General features: G+C 63.6%; 22 protein-coding genes. 7 read left to right on the forward strand and 15 right to left on the reverse strand.

The features are described 5' to 3' along the window. Positions 1-3: 3 nt before the first annotated feature. A complete protein-coding gene (locus JQ597_RS10915) occupies positions 4-444 on the reverse strand; it encodes an SgcJ/EcaC family oxidoreductase (protein ID WP_212264174.1) in 441 nt (146 codons plus the stop codon). Between the two features lie 99 nt (positions 445-543). Beyond that, positions 544-1,605: a ketopantoate reductase family protein gene (locus JQ597_RS10920; RefSeq protein WP_212264175.1), complete on the reverse strand. Its 1,062-nt coding sequence runs from the start codon at positions 1,603-1,605 to the stop codon at positions 544-546. 203 nt (positions 1,606-1,808) lie between these two features. Here JQ597_RS10920 and garD point away from each other — a divergent pair, with 203 nt between their 5' ends. Both garD and JQ597_RS10930 read left to right on the forward strand, forming a co-directional pair. Further along, a complete protein-coding gene (gene garD, locus JQ597_RS10925; RefSeq protein WP_212264226.1) occupies positions 1,809-3,344 on the forward strand; it encodes a galactarate dehydratase in 1,536 nt (511 codons plus the stop codon). Between the two features lie 326 nt (positions 3,345-3,670). Then, positions 3,671-5,404, forward strand: coding sequence for a glycosyltransferase family 39 protein (locus JQ597_RS10930; RefSeq protein ID WP_212264176.1), 1,734 nt, complete (start codon positions 3,671-3,673; stop codon positions 5,402-5,404). Positions 5,405-5,535: 131 nt separating this feature from the next. Here the strand turns inward: JQ597_RS10930 and JQ597_RS10935 are convergent, their stop codons facing one another. The 4 genes from JQ597_RS10935 to JQ597_RS10950 all read right to left on the reverse strand — a co-directional run bounded on the left by JQ597_RS10935 (position 5,536) and on the right by JQ597_RS10950 (position 10,464). Continuing rightward, complete coding sequence (locus JQ597_RS10935) at positions 5,536-6,150, reverse strand: 2-dehydro-3-deoxy-6-phosphogalactonate aldolase (protein ID WP_212264227.1); 615 nt, start codon at positions 6,148-6,150, stop codon at positions 5,536-5,538. 36 nt (positions 6,151-6,186) lie between these two features. Further along, positions 6,187-7,095, reverse strand: coding sequence for a 2-dehydro-3-deoxygalactonokinase (locus tag JQ597_RS10940; protein ID WP_212264177.1), 909 nt, complete (start codon positions 7,093-7,095; stop codon positions 6,187-6,189). Further along, positions 7,092-9,425 (reverse strand): xanthine dehydrogenase family protein molybdopterin-binding subunit, encoded by a 2,334-nt coding sequence (locus JQ597_RS10945; protein ID WP_212264178.1) that lies wholly within the window; start codon positions 9,423-9,425, stop codon positions 7,092-7,094. The genes JQ597_RS10940 and JQ597_RS10945 overlap by 4 nt, the downstream gene beginning before the upstream one ends. A gap of 112 nt (positions 9,426-9,537) precedes the next feature. Further along, positions 9,538-10,464, reverse strand: a complete 927-nt coding sequence (locus JQ597_RS10950) for a DMT family transporter (protein WP_212264179.1) — start codon at positions 10,462-10,464, stop codon at positions 9,538-9,540. Between the two features lie 155 nt (positions 10,465-10,619). On the opposite strand from JQ597_RS10950, the gene JQ597_RS10955 reads away from it, so the two are divergent. Beyond that, complete coding sequence (locus JQ597_RS10955; protein WP_212264180.1) at positions 10,620-10,994, forward strand: winged helix-turn-helix transcriptional regulator; 375 nt, start codon at positions 10,620-10,622, stop codon at positions 10,992-10,994. A 65-nt stretch (positions 10,995-11,059) separates the two neighbouring features. Here the strand turns inward: JQ597_RS10955 and dinB are convergent, their stop codons facing one another. Next, entirely contained in the window at positions 11,060-12,307 is a 1,248-nt protein-coding gene (gene dinB / locus JQ597_RS10960; RefSeq protein WP_212264181.1) for a DNA polymerase IV, read from the reverse strand. Positions 12,308-12,416: 109 nt separating this feature from the next. Then, positions 12,417-13,616 (reverse strand): adenylate/guanylate cyclase domain-containing protein, encoded by a 1,200-nt coding sequence (locus tag JQ597_RS10965; protein WP_212264182.1) that lies wholly within the window; start codon positions 13,614-13,616, stop codon positions 12,417-12,419. A gap of 740 nt (positions 13,617-14,356) precedes the next feature. Here JQ597_RS10965 and JQ597_RS10975 point away from each other — a divergent pair. The 4 genes from JQ597_RS10975 to JQ597_RS10990 all read left to right on the forward strand — a co-directional run bounded on the left by JQ597_RS10975 (position 14,357) and on the right by JQ597_RS10990 (position 17,073). Continuing rightward, positions 14,357-15,529 carry a patatin-like phospholipase family protein gene (locus JQ597_RS10975; RefSeq protein WP_409363252.1) on the forward strand — a complete coding sequence of 391 codons (1,173 nt, stop codon included), beginning with the start codon at positions 14,357-14,359 and terminating at the stop codon, positions 15,527-15,529. A 49-nt stretch (positions 15,530-15,578) separates the two neighbouring features. Further along, complete coding sequence (locus tag JQ597_RS10980; RefSeq protein WP_212264184.1) at positions 15,579-16,196, forward strand: PepSY domain-containing protein; 618 nt, start codon at positions 15,579-15,581, stop codon at positions 16,194-16,196. A gap of 243 nt (positions 16,197-16,439) precedes the next feature. After that, positions 16,440-16,679, forward strand: a complete 240-nt coding sequence (locus JQ597_RS10985; RefSeq protein WP_212264185.1) for a hypothetical protein — start codon at positions 16,440-16,442, stop codon at positions 16,677-16,679. Positions 16,680-16,713: 34 nt separating this feature from the next. Continuing rightward, complete coding sequence (locus tag JQ597_RS10990) at positions 16,714-17,073, forward strand: DoxX family protein (protein WP_212264186.1); 360 nt, start codon at positions 16,714-16,716, stop codon at positions 17,071-17,073. Between the two features lie 125 nt (positions 17,074-17,198). Here the strand turns inward: JQ597_RS10990 and JQ597_RS10995 are convergent, their stop codons facing one another. The 7 genes from JQ597_RS10995 to JQ597_RS11025 are packed head-to-tail and all read right to left on the reverse strand — an operon-like array spanning position 17,199 to position 25,328. After that, a complete protein-coding gene (locus JQ597_RS10995) occupies positions 17,199-18,806 on the reverse strand; it encodes an isochorismatase family protein (RefSeq protein ID WP_212264187.1) in 1,608 nt (535 codons plus the stop codon). A gap of 22 nt (positions 18,807-18,828) precedes the next feature. Continuing rightward, entirely contained in the window at positions 18,829-19,677 is an 849-nt protein-coding gene (locus JQ597_RS11000) for an MBL fold metallo-hydrolase (protein WP_211995578.1), read from the reverse strand. A gap of 40 nt (positions 19,678-19,717) precedes the next feature. Continuing rightward, positions 19,718-20,617, reverse strand: coding sequence for an amidohydrolase family protein (locus JQ597_RS11005; protein WP_212264188.1), 900 nt, complete (start codon positions 20,615-20,617; stop codon positions 19,718-19,720). Beyond that, complete coding sequence (locus JQ597_RS11010) at positions 20,614-21,732, reverse strand: vWA domain-containing protein (RefSeq protein WP_212264189.1); 1,119 nt, start codon at positions 21,730-21,732, stop codon at positions 20,614-20,616. Before JQ597_RS11010 ends, JQ597_RS11005 begins: the two co-directional genes overlap by 4 nt. Beyond that, positions 21,729-22,610, reverse strand: coding sequence for an AAA family ATPase (locus tag JQ597_RS11015; RefSeq protein WP_212264190.1), 882 nt, complete (start codon positions 22,608-22,610; stop codon positions 21,729-21,731). Before JQ597_RS11015 ends, JQ597_RS11010 begins: the two co-directional genes overlap by 4 nt. A gap of 11 nt (positions 22,611-22,621) precedes the next feature. Then, entirely contained in the window at positions 22,622-23,647 is a 1,026-nt protein-coding gene (locus JQ597_RS11020; RefSeq protein ID WP_249147690.1) for a xanthine dehydrogenase family protein molybdopterin-binding subunit, read from the reverse strand. A 1-nt stretch (position 23,648) separates the two neighbouring features. Next, positions 23,649-25,328: a xanthine dehydrogenase family protein molybdopterin-binding subunit gene (locus JQ597_RS11025; RefSeq protein ID WP_249147692.1), complete on the reverse strand. Its 1,680-nt coding sequence runs from the start codon at positions 25,326-25,328 to the stop codon at positions 23,649-23,651. Positions 25,329-25,336 lie beyond the last annotated feature (8 nt).

A 25,336-nucleotide genomic window follows, 5' to 3' on the forward strand; every position in this document is an offset into this window, starting at 1 on the left:
CGCCTATTGAGGCATGGCCGACCGATGGAAATGCACGATCTGCCAATCGGCGCCGCGCTTTGCCACCACGAAAGTGACCCGTCCCGATGCGCTGATCGGGGTTCCGTCTTTGACACGAGTCGTCGTATCGAGACCGGTAACCAGCACGGCGTTGTCAGAGAGCACCATCGAATCATAGCTGTTGAGGGTCGCCCCTCTCGGCCGGTTGTTGAGAAGCGCGGCTTCAAAATAGGTTCTGATACCCTCGGGCTTGGTCACGACTGCCTTGCTTCCGGTCCCCATGAACAGCGCGTCCGGCGCATAAAGTTTGACGATCGCGTCAACGTCCGACGCTGTGAATGCCTTGGCCCATCTATCGATGATCTGAAGCGCATCTGTTTTTGAATCCGCAGCCGCCGTCGAAATCGAAGCCATCAAAATAAACCCATAGAGAAAGAGACGCATGGCACACCTCCCAATATCTCAGGCGATGGAGGTTACGACAACTCAGGGAAAATCATAGCCCCATGATAGGCGGTGGTGTTGATCGCAATGGCGTGGGGCTCAGTTCAACCGCAGCTCGGTGATGTGCCGCGGATCCGGCTTCAGCTCGCCCCGTTCGACGCGCATCACGATGTCGGTCAGCGCGGCATTGGCGCGGCACGCAAGCCCGACCTTCTCGCCCTCATCAACCACAAAGCCGTTGATGAATTCGATCTCGGTGCGCCGGCCCTTCTGCATGTCCTGGCCCATCGAGGGACGTTGCCCTGATGCCGTGCGCTTGCCGTCCGCAAAACGCTGTTCGTCGCAGGCGCGCATCGCCGCCTCGTCGCCCTCGCCGGCCAGCGCGATGGTCTCCGGCGCCAGATGCAGGATCTCTTCCAGCTGATAGCCATGCGCCTGGCCGACGCGAATGGCTTCGCTGCCGAGCCGGGTGGAGAACCGGCGGATCGGCTCGCTCTCCAGCATCTGGCCGCCGGTCATACCGGTGCAGGCGGAAAGCCCGTTGCCCATCGCATTGGCGACCAGTTTGGACCAGCGTTCGCCCCACAGGTTGCTGGTCACCTTGGCGCTGTCGGTGTAACCGACCAGGCGGCAGATTTCCTCCGCCCGTGGCGTGATGCGGCCGTGCACTTCACCGGCGCGAAACACCGTGTGCGCGGCCCCGTGCTTGCCGGCTCCGCGATGGATGTGGCCAGGCTCGGGCAAATTGACCGTGATGCTGCTGGCGATGCAGCCGAGCGTCTTGCCCCAGCCGACGATGCCCGCGATGGTTTCTTCATTCATGCAGTTCTGCAGCGACACGACATAGCCGTCCGGCGCCAGATATTGCCGGATCAGCATGGTGGCCCAGGCGGTGTCGTAGGATTTCATGCAGACGAAGGCGATGTCGACCGGCGCCTCCTTCGCAAGCTGCTGCGCGTCCGTGACGTGCAGCGCGCGCACCGGAACCGAGAATTCCGGAACATCCATGGCGTGGGTGACGCGCAGGCCGTGCTTTCGCATATGCTCGACATGCTCGGGCCAGGGATCGATGAACGTCACGTCCTCGCCCGCCTGCACCATGTGGGCGCCGGCATATCCGCCGACGGCGCCGGCTCCGACGATCGCTATCTTCTTGCCCATGCTTTCCCCTTCGTTTTCTCTTTTTCTTACTGGCGAGGCTAGCGCACCGGAAGGCCTCCCCACAATGGCCGAACGCATGCGGCAGCCGATCGCCGCTATGACGTCATGGTGCATGAGTTTCATATATTCGCCAAAACCGCCTATACTCGCCCGGTCTGGCGCTGGATGCGACAGGCGCAACAAGGAGAATTTTCGTGACGGGAATTGCGACGGCGCAGGCCTTTGAGCCGCGCTACATCCGGCTCGGCCCCAACGACAATGTCGCGATCGTGGTCAACGATCTCGGACTGCCGGCGAAGAGCCGTTTTGCCTGCGGTCTCGAGCTGCGCACCTTCGTGCCGCAGGGCCACAAGGTGGCGCTGTCGGATATTGCGCCGGGCGCGCCGATCCGCCGCTACAACGAGGTGATCGGCACCGCGGCACGGCCGATCCTGGCCGGGGAATGGGTCGACGAGGCGCGCATCGACATGCCGACGCCGCCTGAACTCGACAGGCTTGAACTCGCCACCGCCGTCCCTGCCCCGCAGGCGCCGCTTGAAGGCTATACGTTCGAAGGCTTTCGCAATCCCGATGGTTCGGTTGGCACCAAGAACGTGCTGGCGATATCGACCAGCGTGCAATGCGTCGCCGGCACGCTGCAATTTGCGATCAAGCGCATCAAGGCCGAACTGCTGCCGAAATATCCCAATGTCGACGACGTCGTCGGGCTGACGCATAATTACGGCTGCGGCGTCGCGATCAATGCGCCGCTGGCGATCGTGCCGATACGCACCCTGCAGAACCTGGCGTTGAACCCGAATTTCGGCGGCGAAGTCATGGTGGTCGGCCTCGGCTGCGAGAAGCTCGTGCCCGAGCGGCTGCTTCCGGAAGGAACAGACAGCAGCGTGGTGCGGATGCAGGACGAGGCGTTCGACGGGTTTGGCGCCATCGTCGACGCGGTCATGGCCATGGCGGACGCGCGGCTTGCCGTGCTCAATGCGCGCCGCCGCGAAACCTGCCCGGCTTCCGACCTCGTGATCGGCCTGCAATGCGGCGGCTCCGACGCGTTTTCCGGCGTGACCGCCAATCCTGCGCTGGGTTTTGCCGCCGATCTATTGGTGCGTGCCGGTGCCGCCGTGATGTTTTCCGAAGTCACCGAGGTGCGCGACGCCATTCATCTGTTGACGCGGCGCGCCGCCAATGAGGATGTCGGCCGCGCGCTGATCCGCGAAATGGACTGGTATGACGGCTATCTCGCCAAGGGCGACGCCGACCGCAGCGCCAACACCACGCCCGGCAACAAGAAGGGCGGGCTCGCCAACATCGTGGAGAAGTCACTCGGCTCGATCGTCAAGTCCGGCACCAGCGCGATCGTCGACGTGCTGTCGCCGGGCGAGCGCGTACGCAAGAAAGGCATGATCTTCGCGGCTACGCCCGCCAGCGACTTCATCTGCGGCACGCTGCAGCTTGCGTCGGGAATGACGTTGCAGGTGTTCACGACCGGCCGCGGCACGCCCTATGGCCTCGCCGCCGCCCCGGTCATCAAGGTATCGACGCGCACCGAACTGGCGCGACGCTGGAAGGACCTCATCGACTTCGACGCCGGCCGCATCGCCACCGGCGAAGCGACGATCGAGGAAACCGGCTGGGACCTGTTCCGCCTGATCCTCGACGTCGCGAGCGGCCGCACCAAGGTGTGGTCCGACCGTTGGGGCATTCACAACGATCTCACGCTGTTCACGCCGGGACCGGTGACCTGAGGCGCGTCCACTTCGTCGCAAGTTGCCATTAGGCCTGCGTTAACCATTGCGCCGGGCGATTGCGCCTGGCTCGCGATTGGGCCGTTGCGCCCGGCGCTTCAAATCATGCGATTTATTTAAGCGAACATTACGGAATCTAGCATAGGCAAAGGGGCAGCATCGCGCATTGGTCGGCGATTGAGGAGCCCTGTTTTGCAGCCCTTCCCGAGAGTTACTGGCCGCCACTATTTGCAATTTTCGTATTGGCTTCCGTCACGCTGTCCTACCATTGCAGTGGAACAGCGAGAGCGCCTGAATCGTATGCGTGACGCGCAAGGGATCTAGCCATGAATGCGGACAGCGTTGACGTGCTGGGTGTTCGACAAAGGAGAATGTTGCCGCGATCTCGCTGGCTCGCTCTGCTGGGACTGGGTTTTGCGTTTGTACTTATTGTGCCATGGCTGCAACGAGCCCTCTGGTTGACACCATGCCCTGGCCGGATCGCGGGCGACTGCGCAGGTGAGTTGGACGACCTGCGCTGGACGTTCGCCATCCAAACCGGGCTCTGCATCGGTGCCATTGTGATCGGCGCAGCAATCAGCTCTGTTGGCGAGGTTGGTCGAATAACCGGGAAGATCGCTTCCTGGATCGGGGCACGGACGAATTGGTGCATATCCGTGACCGTCATCGCCGCGATGCTGCTGCCGTTGGCAGTGGCCTACTTCATCCTGGACCGGTTTCCGAATTCCGGCGACGAGGACTGCTATCTGTTTCAGGCGGGAGCGTTTGCTGCGTTTCGATTGTGGGAAGCCCCGCCAATCCTGGGGACGGATTTGATCCCGTTCCGCACCTATCTTTTCGAATCCAAATGGGTCAGCCAGTCCCCACCGGCATGGCCGATGGTGCTCTCGGCAGGGATGCTGCTGGGAATACCGTCATGGACGGTAAATGCCTTGCTGGGTGGAGCCAGCGTCGCAACGCTTGCCGCGTTTTGCCGGCGTGTCGGTAATCCATCCGCGGCTGTCGTTGCGGCGGCGCTTTTTGCGCTGACCCCGTTCTACGTCATGAACGCGGCTTCGTATTTTCCGCACATCCTCGCGTCACTGCTGATCCTGTCGTTCTGCCTCTGCCTGCTGCCGGATGGTGAGATTCCGCGGGGGCACAGGCTGGTCGCGGCGGGAGCCATCGTCGGTTTGCTGGGGGCGACACGCTATTTCGACGTGTTGCCGCTGATTCCGGCGACGCTGTTGTGGTTGACCCGGCAGCGGCGGAACGCATGGCCGCGCCTGATCGGACTTCTGGCGGCAGGACTTATCCCGGTACTGCTGCTGCTGATGCTCTATCATTATCTGATCACCGGCAGCCCGTTCCGCACCGCATATTACGTCATCAACACGCCGGAGGTATCCAATATTTTCGTAAGCCTCGACCCCCTGCGGATCTTCAATGGGGTGGCGATAACCGCGGGTCGCCTGGTCGAACTTGCGTTGTGGACGTCGCCGGTTTTGCTGATCGTGTATTGTTGTTGCCTCGTACTCAAATTCAAGGACCGCAAGCTCGCCTATTACGATCTGATTTTTCCGGGCTTCGTGCTGGCCTATGTGATTTACGCCGATTTCGGCGGCAACCGCTATGGTCCTCGCTTTTACTTCGATGCGTTCCCTCTGATGATGGTCACCATCGTTTCGGCGCTCCCTTCAGTCACCGCGAGACTGGAGCGGTCGACGGATCGCGCGATGCTGCCGCTCGCTCCGATTGCCTGCGTGCTGTATCTAGTTGGCATCTGGCCGCTGGTGCTGACGGCCTTCCAGTTCCAGGTGTTTTCGCGCCAGGAGCCGTTTCGGTTGGTGCAGCAAGCCGTGACCGGGAAGGCGATCGTCATTCACGACACCTCCAGCGGCCTCGGCATGCATGATTGGGACCTCGTGCGCAATCCGCCATCCATGGACGCGGCCATTCTTCATGCCCGTGTGGGGACCGATGTCGGCGCGCTGCGCAAAGCGTTCCCCGACCGGTCGATCTGGCGCTACAGTCGCCACGATCCAACGCAGCCTGGTCAGCTGATTCGTGTCACGCCGTAGTTGCCTCTGGGTTCTGTCCCGGAAATTCGCTGACAAAGTCGCGCGCGCTTCTGAAGGATGGAGTCGACGGTGGCGGTCCACACGGATGGCGCGTTGGGCGATGAGGGCGAAGCCCGGAGCCGTTCGCTGAATTATTTCTGTTCCCGCATCGCCAAATCGTACGCGCGGATCGTGGCCCTGGCGCGTTCTGCAACTTCGGCCGCGGTCATGCCCGGCTTGTAAAGGCTGGTGCCGAGACCGAAGGCGTGAATGCCGGCTTTGGTGTACTCCGCAAAATTCTTGTCGGAGATTCCGCCGACGGCGGCGATCATCAGGCCTGCGGGAAGAACGGAACGGATCGCCGTGATGCCCGACGCGCCAAGGACGCCGGCCGGAAAGAATTTCAGCGCGGAAGCCCCTGCCTTCGCCGCCAGCAGCGCCTCCGTCGCGGTAAACACACCGGGCATCGTGACCATGCCGCGGTCCCAGGCGGCGGCAATGACATCAGGATCGACGTTGGGGGACACCATCAGCCGCCCGCCAACGTCATGGAGGCGCTCGACATCCTCTGGCGTCAGCACGGTGCCCGCACCGATCAGAATATCGGCGGGAGCCCTCTTGACCGCGATCTCGATGGAGCGGAACGGATCCGGGGAGTTGAGTGGAATCTCGATCGCCGTCATGCCGTGTTCGATCAACACGTCGACGATGCCCTCGGCCTCTTCGGGCTTCACGCCGCGCAGGATCGCGACCAGCGGACGCTTCATCGGCGGGAATGGAACAGGGGTCACGCGCTTATCCTTCTACAATGTCCAGATGGCCTTGGCGGCCAAGGCAAGACCGCGTCGGACCGCATCATCTGAATCGATGGATTGGACCGCAACGGAAAGGCTGTCAAACGCCAATCGGTACAGCGCCTCGAGCCTGCCTGACGCAACCAGGGTAATGTCGCGCCTCGATCGATCACCAGCCAGTCCCGCCGCCAGTTCGAGGCCGATCAGGGTTCCCGATATTTTCTCGCGGGCCGCGGCAGCACTGCCGCCATATAGAAGCTGACCCGAGCGCACCTGGAACAACAAATTGGCCGCGAATGCAGGCGTCTCAAAGGCGGCAACGACAGCCGATTTGAAGGCTTCGGTGTCCACGGCTTCGTCCGCGTTCGCTACGGCCAGCGACAGGATCGTCCCTTGCGATACGGCGCTGAAGAGTTCGCCCGTCATGAATGTGGTGAAGCGTTCAACGGTCCCACCACGCACGCTCGCCCATTTCGAATGGGTGCCGGGCATGCAGACCAGCGCTTCACCATCTGCACCGAGAGCACCGAGAAGTTGGGTTTCTTCGCCCCGCATCACGTCCGGCGCCTTGGGGTCGCGCTGCGCGATGCCTGGAAGGATCCGGATATCACGCGACCCTCCGGGAACCGGCACGGCACGCTGCAGGATGGATGTGAGGCTTGCCGGCGTGTCGAGATATCCCGCTTCGACCCAGCCCTGCCGGGCGCCCGCCATGCCGCAGATGACGACTGGCAGGTGATCGGCGGCACCGGCGGCATCGAGATGCGACTGCAACACGCTGGCAAAACCGATCCTGGCGGCCGCCATCATGCCTTCATCGCTGCGTCGTTCCGCCAGCACGTCGCCGGAACGATCCATCAGCCAAAGCCGGAAGCTGCTGGTACCCCAATCGACGGCGACATAGGCGGCCTGGCTCATTTCGAAATCCGTCCTGATGTTCGTGCTTTCTGGATGGCGCTCCACACCAGATACGGCGTCGCCGGCATGTCCAGTTCATTGATACCGAGCGGGGACAAGGCGTCGAGCACGGCGTTCATGATGGTTTGCGGCGCGGCGATGCTGCCGGCCTGCCCGGTTCCCTTCACACCCAGCGGATTAGACTTTGTCGGCGACGATTCATTCAGACCACCGGCAAAATTCGGCAAATCCTGCGCGCGCGGCAGCGTGTAGTCCATGAAGGAGCCGCTGAGCAGCTGCCCCTCGGGATCGAACACGATGTGCTCCAGCAGCGACTGTCCGATGCCCTGCGCCACCCCGCCATGCACCTGGCTGAGCGCCACGCGCGGATTAATGAGGCGGCCGAAATCATCGACGATGGTGTAGCGATCGAGCCGCACGACGCCGGTGTCGGGATCGATCTCGACTTCCGCGACATGGCAACCGTTCGGAAAATTGTAGAGTTCGGAACTGTTGGTCGCGCTTCCCTCGAGCTCCGGCGTCAGTCCTTCCGGCAGATTGGCGGGATCCCGCGCGGCCTCGGCCACCTTGCCGATCTCGATGGCGCGCTCGGTGGATTTCACGACAAAGCGGCCATCGACGAACACCACCTGGTCGGCCGGGGCCTGCAGCAGATGCGCTGAAATCAGCCGTCCCTTCTCGATCAACTTCTCGATCGCCATGACAAGCGCGGTGCCGCCCATATGCATCGAACGCGCGCCGCCATGGCCGTTGCCGCCCGGCAGAAAGTCCGTGTCGCCCTGCTGGAAGCGGAATGCATCGATCGGCAATCCCAGCAGGTCGGCTGCGACCTGCGGATAGGCGGTCTCATGACCCTGGCCGTTGGACTGCGTACCGACCGCCAGCGACACCGTGCCGTCGGCCTCGAACGCGGCCCGCGCCATTTCCAACGGCACACCGCGGGACGTTTCGAGGAAGCAGGCAATCCCGAGGCCGCGCAGCAGGCCGGCTTTGTCCGATTGTTTCCGCCGCTTGCGAAAACCGTCGCGATCGGCGAGCGCGATCGCGTCGTCCAGATTGGCCTTGAAGCGGCCGCCGTCGATCTTCATGCCCATCGCGGTACGATGCGGAAACCTGCTGACGATGTTGCGGCGGCGCAACTTGACGGCATCGATCCCGGTTTTGATCGATGCAAGATTCACCAGCCGCTCGATCAGATAATTGGCTTCGGGCTTGCCGGCGCCGCGATAGGCGTCGATCGGCGGCGTGTTGGTGAAAGCGCCGCGCACTTCGTAAAACACCGAGGGGATGTCATAGACGCCGCCGATCGCGCTGCCGGCCGCGTTGGTGGAGCTAATCGGGCCGCTGGTCGACAAATACGCGCCCATATTGGCGACCGCCTTCACTTCCAACGCAAGAAACCGGCCATCGGTGTCGAGTGCGAGCCGCGCGCGGGAAAAGAAATCGCGGCCATGCGCCGAGCTGACGAAATCCTCTGATCGTTCGCAGACCCAGCGCACCGGGCGGCCGAGCTTCCTTGCCGCCCACATCACCAGCACATACTCGGGATAGACGTAGTTCTTCATCCCAAAGCCGCCGCCGACGTCAGGCACCACCACGCGCAGACGATCGAGTGGAATCTTGAAGACGGAGTTCGCGAGCACCTTGCGGGTGTCGTGGACGGCCTGACCGGTCACCGACAGCAGAAACTTGTCGGTCGTGCGATCGTGGAAGCCGATCGCGGCGCGCGTCTCCAGGGGAGCTGCCACGACGCGGTTGTTGAACAGGTCGCATTCGACGATATGCGTAGCCTGCACCATCGCCGCGGCAACAGCCGCCGCGTCGCCCCTATGGAACAGGAAGGCGGAATTGCCCGGCGCCTCCTTCCATAGCAGTGGGGCGTCCGGCTTGAGCGCCGCGGTCGCCATGGTGACGCAGGGCCTGGGCTCATAGGCGATGTCGACCGCTTCGGCGGCCGCCACCGCCGCCTCCAGCGTCTCTGCGACAATCAGAACGACGGGATCGCCGACATGCCGCACGAAATCACGGGCCAGCGCGGGGCGCGGCGGCGCGATGATCGGCTCGACCGCATCAATTGCCGTGACGCAAGGCAACTCGCCGATGCCGTCCGCCGCGAGGTCGGCTTCGGAAAGCACCGCCACGACGCCGGGGAGCGCACGGGCAACGTCCAGACTAATCCGGGTAATTCGTGCGAAAGCGTGCGGCGAGCGGACCACATGGGCGTGCAGCACATCAGCCACGTGATCATTGGCGACGTAGGTCCCGCGCCCGGTGAGGAAGCGATGATCCTCCAGCCGGTTCAGGGGCTTGCCTTGATAACGCTCGCGCAACCGCTCACCTCCTTGCCGAAACACCAAGGGTTATATTGGGCGCTTGCGGGGACCGCCACCCTCCTTGCCCCGTCGAATTTGCGTTGCGGACCTGTCGAGCACTTCGCGCGCTCTAGCGGGCCGGACCCGACGACGTCTGCCGAGCCCAATTCCTGTTGGCCGAGACGACACCGGTGCCGACCAGGATCCCGACGAGAACGAGGGCCATACCGGCGACCAGTTCCACCGTCAGCGATTCGCCAAGCATCGCGATGCCCAGCGCCATCGCCGTGATTGGATTGAGCGTCAGATACAAGACGGTCGTCGTCGGCGGCAGCCAGCGCAATGCCCACATGAACAGTGAAAACTGCAGAACACCGGCGACGGTTCCAAGGAACAGCACCGCGATCCATCCTTTTGTACTGATCGCCGGCAAAGCAACGCTGCCTTGCTGGAGACCGACAACCGGCAACAAGACAGCGACGGCAAATACCATCGCCAATGCCGTCACGAAAATCGGCCCGTGGCGCATCAGGGTTGCGCGGCTGAACACGGAGTAGATGGCGGCGCAGAGCACGCTAAGAAGCATCAACCCGTCTCCGACCACGTAATCGGCATTTCCCCGCCCGAATGCAGCGGTGCCAAACGCCACGGCGATACCGGAAAACGCCAGCACGACACCTGCGACCTTCGCGGTTGTCAGCTTCTCGCGTCCAAAGGCAGCTGCGACGATCAGGGTCTGGATCGGTATCGTCGCCAGACCAACCGCGCCGCGCGCGGCCGGCACGTACTGGAGCGACGCATTGAAGGCCCAGGGAAAAAGCACAAAGAACAGAATTCCGAACCCGGCGATCTTTGCACACTCGGATAGCGCAAGGCCGCCGCGCGGCCACATCGCCAGCAGAAACGGCGCAAAGCAGGCGATCGAGATCAGGTAGCGGTAAAAGACCAGCGAGATCGGGTCGATCTCTCCAATGACCGAGCGCGTGGCAACGACGGCAGCCCCTGCGATCAAGGCCGCGGCCGCCGCGGCGGCATGGGCGAGTACAATCCTGTTCATGACGTCGCCACCTCGATCTGCCGCCCGCCAGCCAGTAACTTTAAAATCGAAAGTTACACTAGCCATGACACTTTAAAAATGCAAGTCGGTCTGATAGATTATCGAGGCACACCGTTCCGGGCAGGTCCGGTGCTGGAAACACGGGCACGTTCGCCATGGCAAAACATGACTTCCGATCGACATGCTCCATCGCGCGCGCGCTGGAAGTCGTGGGCGACAAGTGGACCCTGCTCATCGTTCGCGACCTGATGTGGCACCGCAAGCAGACCTTTCAGGCGCTGCAGGACAGCGCTGAACGGGTCCCCTCGAACATCCTGTCCGAACGGCTCAAGAGGCTTGCGGAATGGGACCTGGTGAAACGCGAGCCCTACCAGCAAAACCCGGTCCGATACGCCTATCAGCTGACCGACGAAGGAAAGCGCCTGGAGCCCGTCCTGCTGCAGATCATGAATTGGGGCCACGAGCACCTCGGTGGGGGGCGCTACGACCCGAAATCAGGCAAGAGCTGGAAAGCGCGAACCGGGCTTTAAACGCGCGACTAGTTCGATCTGTCGCTGGATCGCTCCCGGCAACGCTTTCGCATTGAGGGTGAAGTTCACAGGTCCTTTTCGGCGAGTTTACGAAACGCGTCGGGAACGGAAGAAGAGACGTCCGGCGCCACCGATCCGTAGCCGATCGCATCCCATCCGAAGCGTTCGCGGATTTTATCAACCGCATGGTCGGCCGCCCCACGTGCCATGCCTCTTTTGGTGCCGGGGCGGCGTGCTTCATCGCCAAGTCCGAGTGGGAGTTCGAGCTCCACATCCCGCTGCTCTCCAAGATGCGACACGGAAATCGCCAGCAGCGAGATTGTTTTCTCGTGAGGATGATCGGCAAGGACTGCGCGCACCAGCTCCTCGGCGACCTCGGCCAGAATCAGGGTCGCGGAGATTGGTGCGTCGAGCGTGACCGAACGCGTGACTGAATTCAGGTTAGCGAAGCGAACGCGGACCGTCACCGTCCGCCCAGGCCTGGACTTGGCGCGGAGCCGGCTGCCGATACGGTCAGCAAGGTGAAGCAAGGTGGATCGAACAACCCGCTGTTCGGCGGGTTTCCTGCCAAGCGCCGATTGCGCTCCTGCCGATCGAGCCCGGCGGTGAGTCTTGATTTCCCGTGGATCACGATTCCACGCCAGCGCCGAAAGTTTCGTCCCTGCCGCGGAACCAAGCACCCGCTTGAGCGAACATCCGGGTGTCGCTGCCAGCTGCCCGATCGTGAGCACGTCGATTTCGGCCAGCCGTGTCCGCGTCGCCGGACCCACGCCCCACATCAGCTCGACCGGCAGGTGGTGAAGGAATCTGAGCTCCGTGTCGGGATCGACAACGACGAGCCCGTCGGGTTTGGCCACTTGCGAAGCAATTTTCGCCAGATGCTTGGTGCGCGCGACACCGACCGAGATCGGAAGGCCGAGCTCCGCGCGCACGCGTTGGCGGATCGCCGTTGCGATTTCGGCGGGCGGACCGAACAGATGGGTGCAGCCCGCGACGTCGGCAAAGGCCTCGTCGATGGAGATCCGCTCGACGAGGGGCGTGAAATCGCCGATCACCTTGATGGTGGCATCGCCCAGCCGTTGGTATTCCCTGAAATGCCCGCTGACAAAAATGAGGTGCGGACAGAGTTCGCACGCTTGCCGTCCCGGCATGCCGCCGCGGACCCCGAAGGCCTTGGCTTCGTAAGACGCGGCAAGCACAACCCCACCACCGACGGCAATCGGTTTGCCGCGCAGCGATGGATCAAGCAGCTGCTCTACCGAGGCATAGAACGCATCCAGGTCCGCATGGAGGATGGTGGCTGTCGTTGCCATCCGACCGTTCGCCCATGACGTTTCGACGAGGTTCTCGCAGAGAGAACATAATGAGAACAAGAACGCCTTGTCTCAAGCGATCGGAGACGCGCGGGACCAGGATCGGCATTCAGCCGTGATACGCAAACAGCTCGATCGGGTCATTGAAGCCGCGCACCGGATGTTCACCGACGCGTTCGAGATCGAAATCGCCTTCAACAGAGTCGGCGAACGCGCGAGACAGCAGCACCGTTTTCCCTAACTGTTTGGTGAGGGCTTCAAGACGCGACGCCATGTTGACGGCCGGACCGATGACCGTGAAGTCGAGCCGGCTGCGCGACCCGATATTGCCGTACATGACGTCGCCGACGTGGACACCGATGCCGTAGTTCAGCGGCGCACGGCCGGTTTCGCTGTTCTTTTCGTTCAGCGCCGTCATGGCCTGACGGGCCTCAGTCACGGCATGCAGCAGGTTTGCGCAGGCCGAGGGCTGGCTGAGCGGAAAAATGGCGAGCAGACCGTCGCCGATGAATTTCAGTATTTCGCCGCCATGCCGCGCGATCGGCTCCGACATCGCGTCGAAATAGCCGTTCAGGAGATCAATGACGTCATCGCGCGGCCAGTTGTCGGAGATCCGGGTGAAATCACGCAAGTCGCAGATCATGATGGCGGCGCGAACGGTCGTCCCGGTTCCGCGCCTGGTGGCGCCGGCCAGAATGAGTTCGCCGGCGTGCGAGCCGACATAGGTTTCCAGCAGCGTTCGCGCGAGCCGGTTCTTGACCCGGATTTCGCTGACCAGCGCCAGCACCGGCAACAGTTTCAACAGGGCGGCGATATGCGCGGCGTCGAAACCACCTGGCCGGTCGGTTGCAAAGGTCACGATGTGCCGCTTGCCGAGCGTATGGTACAGCGGCCACGCCACATAATCGGTCAGGCCTTTCGCCCGCATCTCGTCATAGACGGCGTGCTTGCGGCCGAGCGCAGGATCGCGCTCGAGATTCTCGCGCACCTCGGTGACACCGTCATGGATTTCGTTGGCGGGACTGCCGATATATTCGGATCGCTCCTGGACATCGTAGTCAACGCGCGCAATCTCGGCCTCGCGCATCCCGTCTTCCCACATGATCCGGGCGCCAAGCCATTGCGGATGGTGGATCAGGATATGAAGCGTCGCCCGTTTGACGGGAATGCCGGCATGCTGGAGCCGGACACAAAGCTCCCCGAAAATATTGTCGATGAAGCGCTGATCGCGCGTGCCGTTTGTCAGCCAGTGCACGACGTCGCCGTCAGAATGCGCTGTAACGGGATAGATATTCGGCGGCGCGTCCATATTGGCTCCCGAGTTGTAACCTGGATCGACGGTACGGGATATGTCGTGTCCCCATCCGACAGCGTCAATGCAGTCCGCCGCAATCCGGATGCACGTTTTCGGGAGATCGATAGTTGCCGCGTGTTCAGCGCGGGAGGACGCGGCGGCAACACTCCGAGCATAGCCTTCCAGTTCGGGTAGGACGCCTTGGGACTGTGCCGGATCATCTCGTGGAAGACGCGCTCCTTGGTCTCGAAATAGAAATGGATCGTCCCCCTGGTCGCGGATGCGCGGGCGGCGACGTCCTCGCCTCGTAGCCGTTCCTGACGAATTCCTCGAAGGCCACATCGAGGATCGCGGCAGGTCGTTGCGCTGTCCGGCGGGCCGTTCCTTCGTCTTCATCTCAACGCCCATCCACATAGAGTATTTAAATACCTTCAATACACTGTTGACTTTCGAGCCAGCCAACTTTAGTAAGTGATTACTCACTTGATTGGTTCGGATGTGTCTTATGGCGTCAAAGTGGCCCTGTTGCCGGCGGTGCGTCCGGATGCGTGCGAGGGAATCCGGTCCAGGCCGGAGCAGCGAGAGCCGCGGCTGTTCAGCAATCGCGGGCGCCTGACGGAGCGAATGGTCGCCGCATCCCGCCGTGCCGAATGGCGAAGCGACACCCGATACGCGGCGGGTTGCCCCTGAGCGCTCACTTCCAATCCGGAAATGTCATGAACTGCATCGGTCTTCGGACATTCGTAGCCTTGGCCATGGTTTCAGCGCTCAGCCTTCTCACCGCCGGATGTTCGTCGCTGCCGAGGACGCCGCATAGCGTTGCGGATGCATCCTCCGCGCGCGTGCTCGATCTGACGGATTTGCGCCGCTACGCCGACGAGCCCGCCGCCACGTTCCGGCAATATCCCGCACAGGCCATGCTGCGCGGACCCCGCACCTACCTTGCGTTATCCGGTGGCGGGGCCGACGGCGCCTATGGCGCCGGTGTGCTTATCGGCTGGACCGAGACCGGCAGGCGTCCTTCGTTCTCGATCGTGTCGGGTGTCAGCACCGGCGCGCTCATCGCGCCATTCGCGTTTCTCGGTCCCAGCCATGACGCGACCTTGCGCGAGCTCTACACCAGCGGCATCGCCGAGAGCCTGCTCGACGCCCCGAACCCGTTCAATGCCATCTTCGGGGCGGGCCTGTTCGGCAACGCCCGGCTGCGCGAACTGGTGGCCAAATATATCGATGCCGACTTCGTCGCGGCGGTCGCAGCCGAACACGCCAAGGGGCGGCGGCTGCTCGTCGTCACGACCAATCTCGATTCGCAGCGCACCGCGATCTGGGACATGGGACGCATCGCCGCGCTCCACACGCCCGCAGCATTGAATCTGTTCCGGGACGTCGTCGCCGCATCGGCGAGCCTGCCCGTGGTGTTTCCGCCGATGCTGGTGAGCGCCGAAGCGAACGGCAAGCGTTTCGAGGAGATGCACGTCGATGGCGGCGTGACCGCGCCTGTGCTGACGTTGCCGGAGGCCTACCTGCTGCACGATGCCAAGCCGGGCAAGCTGGACAATCTGCAGCTCTACATCCTGATCAACAACAAGGTGGACCGCGAATTCAAGCTGGTTCGGAATGCCACCGTCGAAATCGCGGCGCGGTCGTCATCGACGATGACGAAAATCCAGACCCGCTCGATTCTGTACAGCACCTATATCTTCGCCCGCCGCAACAAGTTCGGATTCAACCTGACTTACATCGAGGGCGATCAGCCGGCTTCGCCGACCTCCGGCTTCGACACCGCCTATATGCGCTCGCTGTTCCAGTACGGTTACGACAGGGCGCGCGGCAACCGTCTCTGGTCGGTATCCCCTCCGCCGGACGAACTGGAACCTGCGCCGATGTCCGGCGTCTCATCCACGCGGCATCTCGCCAGCGGCGATTGATGTCAGCCCCGACTTTCAATCCGGCACGTGCAAACAACGAAGGCAGCCGATGTCAAACAAGCAACGATTTGCGGTCATCCTTTTCTCCCTCCTCGCGCTTGCTCCGCCGTTTGCGATACCCCCGTTGTCGGCCACGCAGGCCGCTCAGGAGGAAGGCGCAGAGGGCGAGCGCATTCACCAGGAGGCGGTGAGCCGCGAGCTCGAGGCATTCCGTGCAGCACAGCTATCACTGCGCCAGGCGATGGGAATCGCTGAAAAGCGGCACGCCGGTTCGAGAACCGCGGATATCAGCTTCGATGGCGCGTCGGGCTCCCCGGTCTATCGCGTGAAGACCGTCCAGGATAACCGTCTCTGGGAACATGCGATCGATGCGAAAACCGGCGACACGATCGGCGCAGAAACGGTGTCACACCTAAAGGACCTCAATCCGGACGACCGGAACAACGTCATGGCGCTGCGGACCGTCCGGCAAGAGCTGTCGGACGCCGTCATCATCGCGGAACAAGTAGCGTCGGGACGAGCCATTGGCGGAAGCCTGATGGACGACAATGGCAAACTCAATTTCGTCATCGTCGTGGTGAGCGGCGGCAGCGATCTGAAGCAGGTCGTTCTCGAACCTCCGCAAGCAAGAGGCCGGGCATCGAACCCCCGCCACGGATCGCGATGATTCCAGCTCAAAGGTCGCGCAAGCCATTGATTTAATGGTCGGAGTGGCAGGATTCGAACCTGGTGTCTGCCTCGGGAGGGGTTGGACGAACAAACCGCCCACGCTTCGCGCCAGCCCAGATCATCGAAGTTTGCATTCGCTCAAATGGAGTATTCATAGTGGAAGCGCCCTCTCCCTTCCTCCCTCGCACCGTCGCTATTGCGACCTTCGTATTCTTCGCACCGGTCGAAAGCTATCTGCGGTATGGCGGGCCAGGAAGGTCTCGCGAGCGCGCATCACACGACGAATGTGTACCTTCAGCAAGGCCCGAAGGACGAGATATCAGCCGAGTCGAAAGTCCTTGGCCTGTTATCGAACGGCGCGGTGGTGCGCGTGACCTACACTGAGCGGCTTCGCCGGACGGCTGGCGCGTGGCAAGCCGCGTGCATTCGCTTCAACCAGCGTCGCGCCGAAAAGCGCGGCACGTCCATCGTCAATCTGTAACTGACTTGAATTGTGCGCAAGAAAGACACCTTCCATGCGTGGACATCTGTGGGGAAACGTTGTCGTCTGGCTGCTTGCAGCGTTCTTCTTGGTCGGGGCTTTCGGCAATACTTTCGTCAGCACGGAGATTGCCGCTGACTATGCCCGCTGGGGCTATCCGGAGAACTTTCATTATCTGACCGCGTTCCTCGAATGCACGACAACCGTCATGCTGATCCTCAAACCTCTCCGCCTTTACGGATCGCTGCTTGGCGGCGCCGTCATGCTGGCCGCTGCGGGGACCGTTGTATCCCATGGGGAATATGCGCATGCAGTTCCCCCTTTGGTCGTCCTGGGTGTTTGCGCGTTCGTTGCTGTTCTGACGGTCAGATCAAAGCGGTCACTGCAGCAATGACCGCAAATCCATAGAACGTGAGGACATGACGAAGTTGGATCACGCCGCCGGACCGATATTGGAGGCATGTCGCAACGAAACGAACAGACACGACAAGCAGCCCGACAACACCCTTTCGACCATGATCAGGACAATGCAGCAATCAGATCGTCGGCGCGGGTCACCATCGCCACGTTCTGGATCGCGTAGTTCACCGCGGCGATGTGCCATTCGGCGTTCATGGTCGAGCAGCAATCCTCAGGCACAACCATGTAGAATCCCTTGTCCGCGCCAGTGCGGGCGGTATGTTCGATCGACATGTTGGTCCAAGCGCCGGTGACAATGACGAAATCGCGTCCAGCCGATTTCAGCATGGCCTCTAGTCTTGTCCCTTCCCAAGCGCTCATCCGCATCTTCTCCACCACCTGGTCGCCGGCGTGCGGCTCCAGCCCCGGCACCGGCGCAGCACCCCAGGTGCCGCGCACCAGTGCTTTCGCGTCGATCAACCCCTCGAACAGCGGTGCATTCGCCGTCACGCCGGGCGCGCCCGGCTCCACCACGAACCAAACGTGAATCACCATGACGCCGCGCGCACGCGCGGCCTCCGCGAGCCGCTTCGCGTTGGCGATGGCGTTCTGTTCGCGGCAATGCGCCGGTGAGCCGGACGACTCAAAAGCGCCGCCGTCCATCACGACGTCGTTCTGCATATCCTGAATGATCAGCGCGCAGCGCGTCGGATCGACCGCGTAACCCGGCTCGGCGAGCTGGGCTGCGGACCGATTGACCGTGGCCACCGTGGCTACCGGAGCCGGTGCCGGCCGGGCTGCGGCCGGCGCGTTCTGGCCGGCGCGCATATAGGGCTCGTTGCGCGGTCCGACCTTCACCGGCACCGCATAGACCGAATGCGTCGCGGTGATGTAGAGCGTGCGCCAATCCGGCCCGCCCCAGGTCAGGTTGCTGACCAGTTCGGGAACGCGCAGCTTGCCGATCAATCTGCCGTCCGGCGCATAGACCCAGATCCCGCCCGGCGCCGAAACCCAGACATTGCCGAGCGCGTCGCATTTCATCCCATCCGGCACGCCAGGCTCGGTGGCCGAGACGATGTTGGAGGCGAACACCCGCCCGTTACCAAGACCTCCGCCGGCATCGACGTCGAACACGCGGATCAGATGCTTGACGGTATCGTTGACGTAGAGCCGCTGCTCACCCGGCGAAAAGCACAGCCCGTTCGGCTGATCGAACAGATAGCGGTCGACCAGCAATTCCGGAGGGCCGCCGCGCGGCGGCACGCGATAGACGCCCTGGAAGCCGAGCTGACGCGGCCGTTCGACGCCGTAGACCGGCATGCGGCCGTACCACGGGTCGGAAAAGTAGATCGCACCGTCGGACTTGACGCAGACGTCGTTCGGCGAATTCAGCTCCAGCCCGTCGAAATGCGACGCCAATATCTCGCGCCGGCCGTCGGGGCGTTCGCGCACCAGCGTGGAGGTGGCGTGCTCGCAGACGATCAGGTTCAGCCCGGCATCATAGGTCATGCCGTTGCACTTGTTGGATGGACGCATCGCTTCGCGAACGCCCTGCCCGTCGAGACGGCGGCGCACGTCGCCCGGCATGTCGGAGAACAGCAAATCATGCGCCTTCGGGTGCCAGACCGGACCTTCCGTGAACTGGAATCCGGTGCCGGCCTGCCGTACCGGCGCCCACAGGTCGATCAGTTCGGCAAAGGATGGCCGCAGCGCGATATGCGTGGTCATCGCCGGTCTCCGAAACCGCCGCTCACGCTGCAAACCAATTGCGTGACGGCAGCGATTGCACGGTCGGTCCCGGCACCGCCATGTCGAGCCGTGCCACGACCTGGCCGTGCTCGATCTTCGCGGGCTTGTCATGCACGGGGAGCAGGAAGCGTGACCCGGACAACAGCCGCTTGATCGCGGCCTTCTCCTCGCGCTTGGTGTTGCCGTGGTTGCCTGTCGTGCGGGGCTCGTTGTGGTGCAGTTCGTGGAAGGGATTCACGATCTGGTCGTTGAAATCATAGATCACGTCGCCGCATATGGTGGCGCGGCCCTCGGCGGTCTCGACATGGATGTTCATCGAGCCTTCGGTGTGAGCGCCCGCCGCATCGACGGTGACACCGGGGCAGACCTCGATCGGGCCGGACAGTTCGAGATCTTCCAGCCGCAGCGCGTGGCGGGTGTGCAGCCGGTCGATCAGGTGCTTGATGTCAGGCGCCGGATATTGCGGATGCATCAGGCCCGACACCGAATATTCCAGTTCGCGCCGGTTCAGCAGCACCGTCGTGTTCATCGGGAACAGCTCGTCCTTACCGGCATGGTCGATGTGGAGATGGGTGTGCATGACGTAACGCACATCACCCATCCGCACGCCATGCCTGGCGAGCTGGTTCTCGATCATGTTCTCATGGTGCTGCAGCCCGCGCATGCCCAGGCTTTCCATGATCTGATTGTGGCGATAGCCGGTATCGACCACCATCGGCCACGGACCTCCGAGGATCAGGAAGCCGTAAGTGTATACCCGCCTGGTGCGCCCGCAATCGCGCCCCAGCACGAGAAAGCTGGATTCCAGTTCAATGTCGCCGTAGTCCAGGATCTTGATTTCGAGCGCCATGTGATTGTTTCCCCTCGTTGAATCCCGTTGTTTTCTGAAATCAAGCCAGCCGGTAAATGCCGGCGGCGGTATCGTGAAAGATCGCCTGACGGTCGGCGACGGACAGCACCTGCGTCGCCACGCGATAGGCCTCGAACAACGCCTCGTAGCGGGTCCAGAGTTTTTCGATCGGAAAGTTGGAGCCGAACATGCAGCGTCCGGCACCGAACAGCCGCACGGTTTCACCGACCACGAAACCGATATGCGCCGGATCATTGCGATGCAGGAAGGTGCCGAGGCCGGACAGCTTCGCCACGACGTTTGGCCGTTGCGCCAGCAGCGCCATGCCGGTGCGCCAGGCCTCAAGGCCGGCCGGCGACAAATCCTCCAGCATGCCGGCGTGCTGCAAGACGAAGCTGACGCCGGGACAGGCATCGGCAAGCTCGGCCGCACCGGCCATTTGCGGCGCGAAGACCTGCAGATCGAAGGCCCAGCCATATTCGCTCAATCGCGCGATGTTGCGCCGGAGCGTGGGATCGCGCGCCAGATCCGGGCCCGATGCGAAACGGTATTGCGGATTTTCGTGCCAGTGCAGCTGCATCCTGACGCCGCACACCAGCGGGAATGCCGCCAACTGCTCCAGCTGAGGCCGCACATCCTCGGCGGTGAAATCCGCATAGGCGACGATGGCGTGCGGCCAGCCGGTTTCCCGCGCGGCGTCGGTGACGTAGCGGACCTCATCGAGGAAACGCGCCTTCGCCCAGTTCGCCTGCACGTAGACCGACCGCGTGACGCCGGCGGAGGCAACATCCGCCAGATATTCCGCGATGGTGTAGTCGCGGCGGATCGGCTCGTAGGGGCCAAAGATTCGCGGCAGCATCGGACCGAGCAGCCAGGGCAGATCCTGCTGCCGCCAGATGTGATGATGCGCATCGACGCAGCCAGACGCAGGCTTACTCATCGGGCGGCCCTCCGTCGCGAGAGATCGAGAACGTGCCGGCAGAGCCGCTCCGTGGTCGCGCCATTGGCGACGCTGTCGAGCATCGGCAGAACCGCGCGCAGTGCAGCGGTCTCCGGGCGATAATCGGCCGCGGCGGCAAGCGGCGTCAGCCAGTCGATCCGCCAGGCGCGCGCGGCGAGATGGCCGACCGCGCAGATCATCTGCGCCGGATCGCCGCGCTCAAGCCCGTCCGACAGCACCAGCACCAGCGCGCCGCGGGCATAGCTGGCGAAACGCGGCACCGCGAGGAAGGCAGCCAGCGCGTCGCCGATCCGCGTGCCGCCGTCCCAGTCGGCCACGAGGTCCGCCGCGGCGGCAAGCGCCTGCTCGCGGTTCTTCAGCCGCAGCGCACGGGTCAGCCGCGTCAGCCGCGTACCGAACGTGAACACCTCGACACGGGGCGCGGCGTTGACCAGCGCATGGGCAAAACGCAGATGCGCGTCGGAGCGCGCCTTCATCGAGCCCGACACGTCGATCAGCAGCAGGATGGCGCGTGGCCGCAATTGGCGTTCGCGGCGGCGCAGCCGGATCACCTCGCCGTCGGTGCGGATGGAGTCCCGCAGCGAGCGCTGCAGGTCGAAGCCCCCGCCGCGCTTGGTGGAACGCATCCGATAGCCACGGCGGCGCGGCAGCCGGTCCGGCAGGTGCCGGCTGAAACGCGCCAGCTGCTGGCTTTCATCGTCCGGCCGCAGTGCGCGCCGCGACAGCGCCTCGCTGGCGGTCGCCGCCTGCCCGGTTTCGTTGATGTCGTCCGACAGCGGCGCGTCATATCCGGCGCCATCGTCCTGAACCTCCATCTCCTCGTCGCTTTCGGCGACCTGATCCGACAGCACGCCGGCAAGGCCGAGAAAATGCATATCGAACAGCAGGTCGAAATCGGGCTGCCGCTCGAACGGCGGCGCCAGCGTGGCAACGCCGGCGCGGCGGATGTCCTCGATATCGCGCGGGCCGAGCAGTTCGATCGCGCGCAGAAAAGCCAAACCCTGTTCCGGCGCGACCGAAAAGCCGTTGCGGCGCAGCAGCGCGATGAAATCGAGCAGCGGCCGCGCCGCGCGCGGTAGAGCTGATACCGTCATGCCGCGATCTCCGCGATAATGGCGTCGAGCCGCGGCGCGATGAAGGCGAGATCCTCCTCGTCCTTCAGCGCCACGCCGATCGCGCGGCGGAACGCGGCCGGCCACGGCGCGCCGGTTTTCGCCAACAGGGTCGCCGCCTCCGCCCAGTCGATCGCTTCGGCGACGCCGGGCGGCTTGGTCAGCGGCTCCTGCCGCAGCCGCCCGACCGCCGTCACGATCGCGCGTGCCGTGGCCTCGGCGACGGAGGACGCGCGCATCATGATGATCCGCGCCTCGCGCTCCGGATCCGGATAGGCGATGTAGTGATAGACGCAGCGGCGCCGCAATGCCTCGTGCAGATCTCGGGTGCGGTTCGAAGTCAGGATCACCACGGGGCGTTCATGCGCGCGCAGCGTGCCGCGCTCCGGAATCGAGATCGAGAAATCCGACAGGAATTCGAGCAGGAACGCCTCGAATTCCGGATCGGAGCGGTCGATTTCGTCGATCAGCAGCACGGTCGATTCCGGCCGGCGCAGCGCCGCCAGCATCGGCCGCTCGATCAGGAAATCGTCACGATAGATGTCGATCGGCTCATCGCCGGCCTGACGGATCGCGAGCATCTGGCGCGGGTAGTTCCACTCATACAGCGCGGCGGCGGCGTCGATGCCCTCATAGCATTGCAGCCGGATCAGCTGCCGCCCCATGATCCCGGCGATCGCTTTGGCGGCCTCGGTCTTGCCGACACCGGGCGCACCTTCCAGCAGCAGCGGCTTGCCTAGCGCGAGCGCGAGATAGCCGGCCGTGGCGAAGCCGTCATCGGCGAGGTAATAGGCCGCGCGCAGGGCCTCGGCCAGTTTCTCCGGCCGATCGATCCCTCCGACACTTCCGCGCACCGCCATCCCGATGTCCCCTATGCGCGCCGGGCTTGCGGCCGCGCGCCGCCCTGCGCTTTCAGCGCACGCAGGATTTTTTCCGGCGTGATCGGCAGCGTATCGATCCGCACACCGATGGCGTTGAAGATCGCGTTGGCGACCGCCGGCAGCACCGGATTGGCGCACATCTCGCCGGGACCCTTGGCACCGAACGGACCGTCCGGCGCCGGGCGCTCCAGCACCGTGATGTCGTGCGGCGCGATGTCGCCGGGGCCGGGCATCAGATATTCGTTGTAGTCACGGCCGCCATGTTCGGGGTTTGGATAATACGGCTCCGGCGTCTCGTAGAGCGCGTGGCTCATGCCCATCCAGGCGCCGCCGACCAGTTGCTGCTCGACCATTTTCGGATTGAGCGCGCGGCCGAGTTCATAGGCGCTGGTCAGTTTGTTGACCTTGACGTCACCGGTTTCGTCGCAGACTTCCAGATCGACAACCAGGCAGGCATGGGCATAGGCGGTGACCGGCGACATCTCGCCGGTCTCCGGATTGACCGTCGAGAGCGGGATCAGAAAGATGCCGCGGCCAGAGATCGTCTTGCCCTGCTTGAACTGCGCCGCCTGCGACGCGGCCTTGACGGTGATCGATTTCGACGCCGCACCGCGGACATGGATGTTGCCCTTGCCGTCAGTGACGAGGTCGTCGGCATTGACCTCGAGCTCCTCGGCGGCGGCCTCCAGCAGCACGCCCCGCGCCTCCTTTGCCGCGACGATCACCGCATTGCCGACACGATGCGTTCCGCGCGAGGCGAACGAGCCCATGTCGTGCGGACCGGTATCGCTGTCGGCGGTGTCGACATAGACATCCTCAATCGGCACGCCCAGCGTTTCCGCCGCGATCTGCCGGCTGACCTGCTTCATACCCTGCCCGAGATCGATCGCCGACAGCGCCACGGTGAATTTGCCGTCCGGATTGGCATGGACCAGCGCCTGACTGGGATCGCCGCCGAGATTCATGCCGATCGGGTAATTGATGGAGGCCATTCCGCGCCCCTGATGCCGTGCCATCTCAACGCCTCCGTGTGAACACTGACGAGAACCGCGCCGCGCCGTGCTGGGGCGTCGCCGGCGCGTTGGGAACCGGCGGGGCCGGAGCCGGCAGCGGCGCGGCGGCGGCCGGCTGCGACGGATAATTCGGCAGTGCTGCTGCCGGCTGATGCGCCGGTGGCGGCTGATAGACGGTCACGGCAGGAGGAGGCTGATAGGCCGGAAGCGGCGCCGCGCCTGGCGTCAGCTGCGGCGGCGCCTGCCGCGTCTCCGGCCGGCCGATCCGGCCGCTCTCATCGGTCACCGTCGGCGGTATAGCCGCGCGCGCGCCGCCGCCACCACTCAGCGACGAGGCGCGCCGCGCCGTCTCGCTCAGCGGCCAGTTCACCTTCTCCGCCACGACCTGCACGCATTCGATCAGCGCGGTGTTGTGGGCGACGCGGCGATGCGCCTTCATGTCGCCGTCGCGATAGGCGTTGAGGATGCGGAACTCCATCGGGTCGATGCCGACCAGATGCGCCAGCTTGTCCATCTGCACCTCGATCGAGAAGTCCACCCCGGTGACACCGAAACCGCGCATCGCGGTGGCCGGCACGCGGTTGGTGAAGACGCAATAGGCGTCGCCGCGCACATTCGGGATCGTGTAGGGCCCCGGCATGTGCGCGACGCATTTGACCACGCCATAGCTGGTCAGCCGCGTGTAGGCGCCGGCATCGAAATAGGAGGTGATCTGCCGCGCGACGATACGGCCGTCGCGCATTACGCCGTCCTTGATGACGTGCCGCTCGGCCCCGCGCGGCGAGGCGAACTGCATCTCCTCCTCGCGCCCCAGCACATAGCGGACCGGCCGCCCGGTGAGGATCGCGCCGAGCACCGCCAGCGGCTCGGTCAGCGAATCGACCTTGCCGCCAAAGCCGCCGCCGACGGTGCCGCCGATGAAATGCAGCCGGTTGGATTCCAGCGCAAGGATCTTGGCGGTGGTGCCGAGCGAGAAGAACAGGCCCTGCGCGCAGGAATGCACGACGTAACGGTTGTTGGTTTCGGGCGCGGCGATGGTGCCGTTGGTCTCGGTCGAGGCGTGCTCGATCGGCGACATCTGATAGCGCTCCTCAAGCACGTGATCGGCGGTGCGGAACGCCGCCTCGACATCGCCGAAGCGCAGTTTCTGATGGTCGTATTTGTCGTGATACTCGAAATAGTTTCCCGGATAGGTCTCGTTGACGACGACCGCGCCCGGCTTCAGCGCCTCCTGCACGTCGAACACCGTGGGCAGCGGATCGTAACTGACCCGAACCAGCTTGACCGCGGCCAGGGCTTCCGCCTCGCTGTCGGCAATGATGGCGACGATCGGCTCGCCCTTGTAGCGCACCTTGTCGACCGCCAGCGTCGGCTCGTCGTCCTTGCCGAAATCGATCAGGCTGAGCAGCGTATTCTTGTTGAGCGGAACGTCCTGCCCCCGGATCACGCGTTTGACGCCAGGCGCGCGCTCCGCGGCTGTCACGTCGATGCTCCGGATCCGGGCGTGATGGTGCGGGGAGCGCACGACCTTCAGATGCAGCAGGCCGTCAAAGCCGTGATCGTCGAAGAAGCGGGTGCGGCCGGTGACATGCCCCAGCATGTCCTGGCGCTGCTCGCCCTTGCCGATCACGTTGAGATTGTCGTCACGCTCGTCGGCGAACAGATCCTTGCGAAACTCCAGCATCGGGATCT

This window comes from Bradyrhizobium sp. AUGA SZCCT0177, from assembly GCF_018130125.1.
Lineage (GTDB): Bacteria > Pseudomonadota > Alphaproteobacteria > Rhizobiales > Xanthobacteraceae > Bradyrhizobium.

Excerpts from the sequence above, each read along its gene's own strand:
- JQ597_RS10995 (WP_212264187.1), bottom strand. The coding sequence starts at position 18,806 with ATGACCACGCATATCGCGCTGCGGCCATCCTTTGCCGAACTGATCGAC.
- JQ597_RS10965 (WP_212264182.1), bottom strand. The coding sequence starts at position 13,616 with ATGGACGCGCCGCCGAATATCTATCCCGTTACAGCGCATTCTGACGGC.
- JQ597_RS10930 (WP_212264176.1), top strand. The coding sequence starts at position 3,671 with ATGAATGCGGACAGCGTTGACGTGCTGGGTGTTCGACAAAGGAGAATG.
- JQ597_RS11020 (WP_249147690.1), bottom strand. The coding sequence starts at position 23,647 with ATGGCACGGCATCAGGGGCGCGGAATGGCCTCCATCAATTACCCGATC.
- JQ597_RS11005 (WP_212264188.1), bottom strand. The coding sequence starts at position 20,617 with ATGAGTAAGCCTGCGTCTGGCTGCGTCGATGCGCATCATCACATCTGG.
- dinB (WP_212264181.1), bottom strand. The coding sequence starts at position 12,307 with ATGGCAACGACAGCCACCATCCTCCATGCGGACCTGGATGCGTTCTAT.
- JQ597_RS10950 (WP_212264179.1), bottom strand. The coding sequence starts at position 10,464 with ATGAACAGGATTGTACTCGCCCATGCCGCCGCGGCGGCCGCGGCCTTG.
- JQ597_RS11000 (WP_211995578.1), bottom strand. The coding sequence starts at position 19,677 with ATGGCGCTCGAAATCAAGATCCTGGACTACGGCGACATTGAACTGGAA.
- JQ597_RS10955 (WP_212264180.1), top strand. The coding sequence starts at position 10,620 with ATGGCAAAACATGACTTCCGATCGACATGCTCCATCGCGCGCGCGCTG.
- JQ597_RS10935 (WP_212264227.1), bottom strand. The coding sequence starts at position 6,150 with ATGAAGCGTCCGCTGGTCGCGATCCTGCGCGGCGTGAAGCCCGAAGAG.
- JQ597_RS10940 (WP_212264177.1), bottom strand. The coding sequence starts at position 7,095 with ATGAGCCAGGCCGCCTATGTCGCCGTCGATTGGGGTACCAGCAGCTTC.
- JQ597_RS10990 (WP_212264186.1), top strand. The coding sequence starts at position 16,714 with ATGCGTGGACATCTGTGGGGAAACGTTGTCGTCTGGCTGCTTGCAGCG.
- JQ597_RS10985 (WP_212264185.1), top strand. The coding sequence starts at position 16,440 with ATGGCGGGCCAGGAAGGTCTCGCGAGCGCGCATCACACGACGAATGTG.
- JQ597_RS10980 (WP_212264184.1), top strand. The coding sequence starts at position 15,579 with ATGTCAAACAAGCAACGATTTGCGGTCATCCTTTTCTCCCTCCTCGCG.
- JQ597_RS10920 (WP_212264175.1), bottom strand. The coding sequence starts at position 1,605 with ATGGGCAAGAAGATAGCGATCGTCGGAGCCGGCGCCGTCGGCGGATAT.
- JQ597_RS11015 (WP_212264190.1), bottom strand. The coding sequence starts at position 22,610 with ATGGCGGTGCGCGGAAGTGTCGGAGGGATCGATCGGCCGGAGAAACTG.
- JQ597_RS11010 (WP_212264189.1), bottom strand. The coding sequence starts at position 21,732 with ATGACGGTATCAGCTCTACCGCGCGCGGCGCGGCCGCTGCTCGATTTC.
- JQ597_RS10915 (WP_212264174.1), bottom strand. The coding sequence starts at position 444 with ATGCGTCTCTTTCTCTATGGGTTTATTTTGATGGCTTCGATTTCGACG.
- JQ597_RS10975 (WP_409363252.1), top strand. The coding sequence starts at position 14,357 with ATGGTTTCAGCGCTCAGCCTTCTCACCGCCGGATGTTCGTCGCTGCCG.
- JQ597_RS11025 (WP_249147692.1), bottom strand. The coding sequence starts at position 25,328 with ATGCTGGAGTTTCGCAAGGATCTGTTCGCCGACGAGCGTGACGACAAT.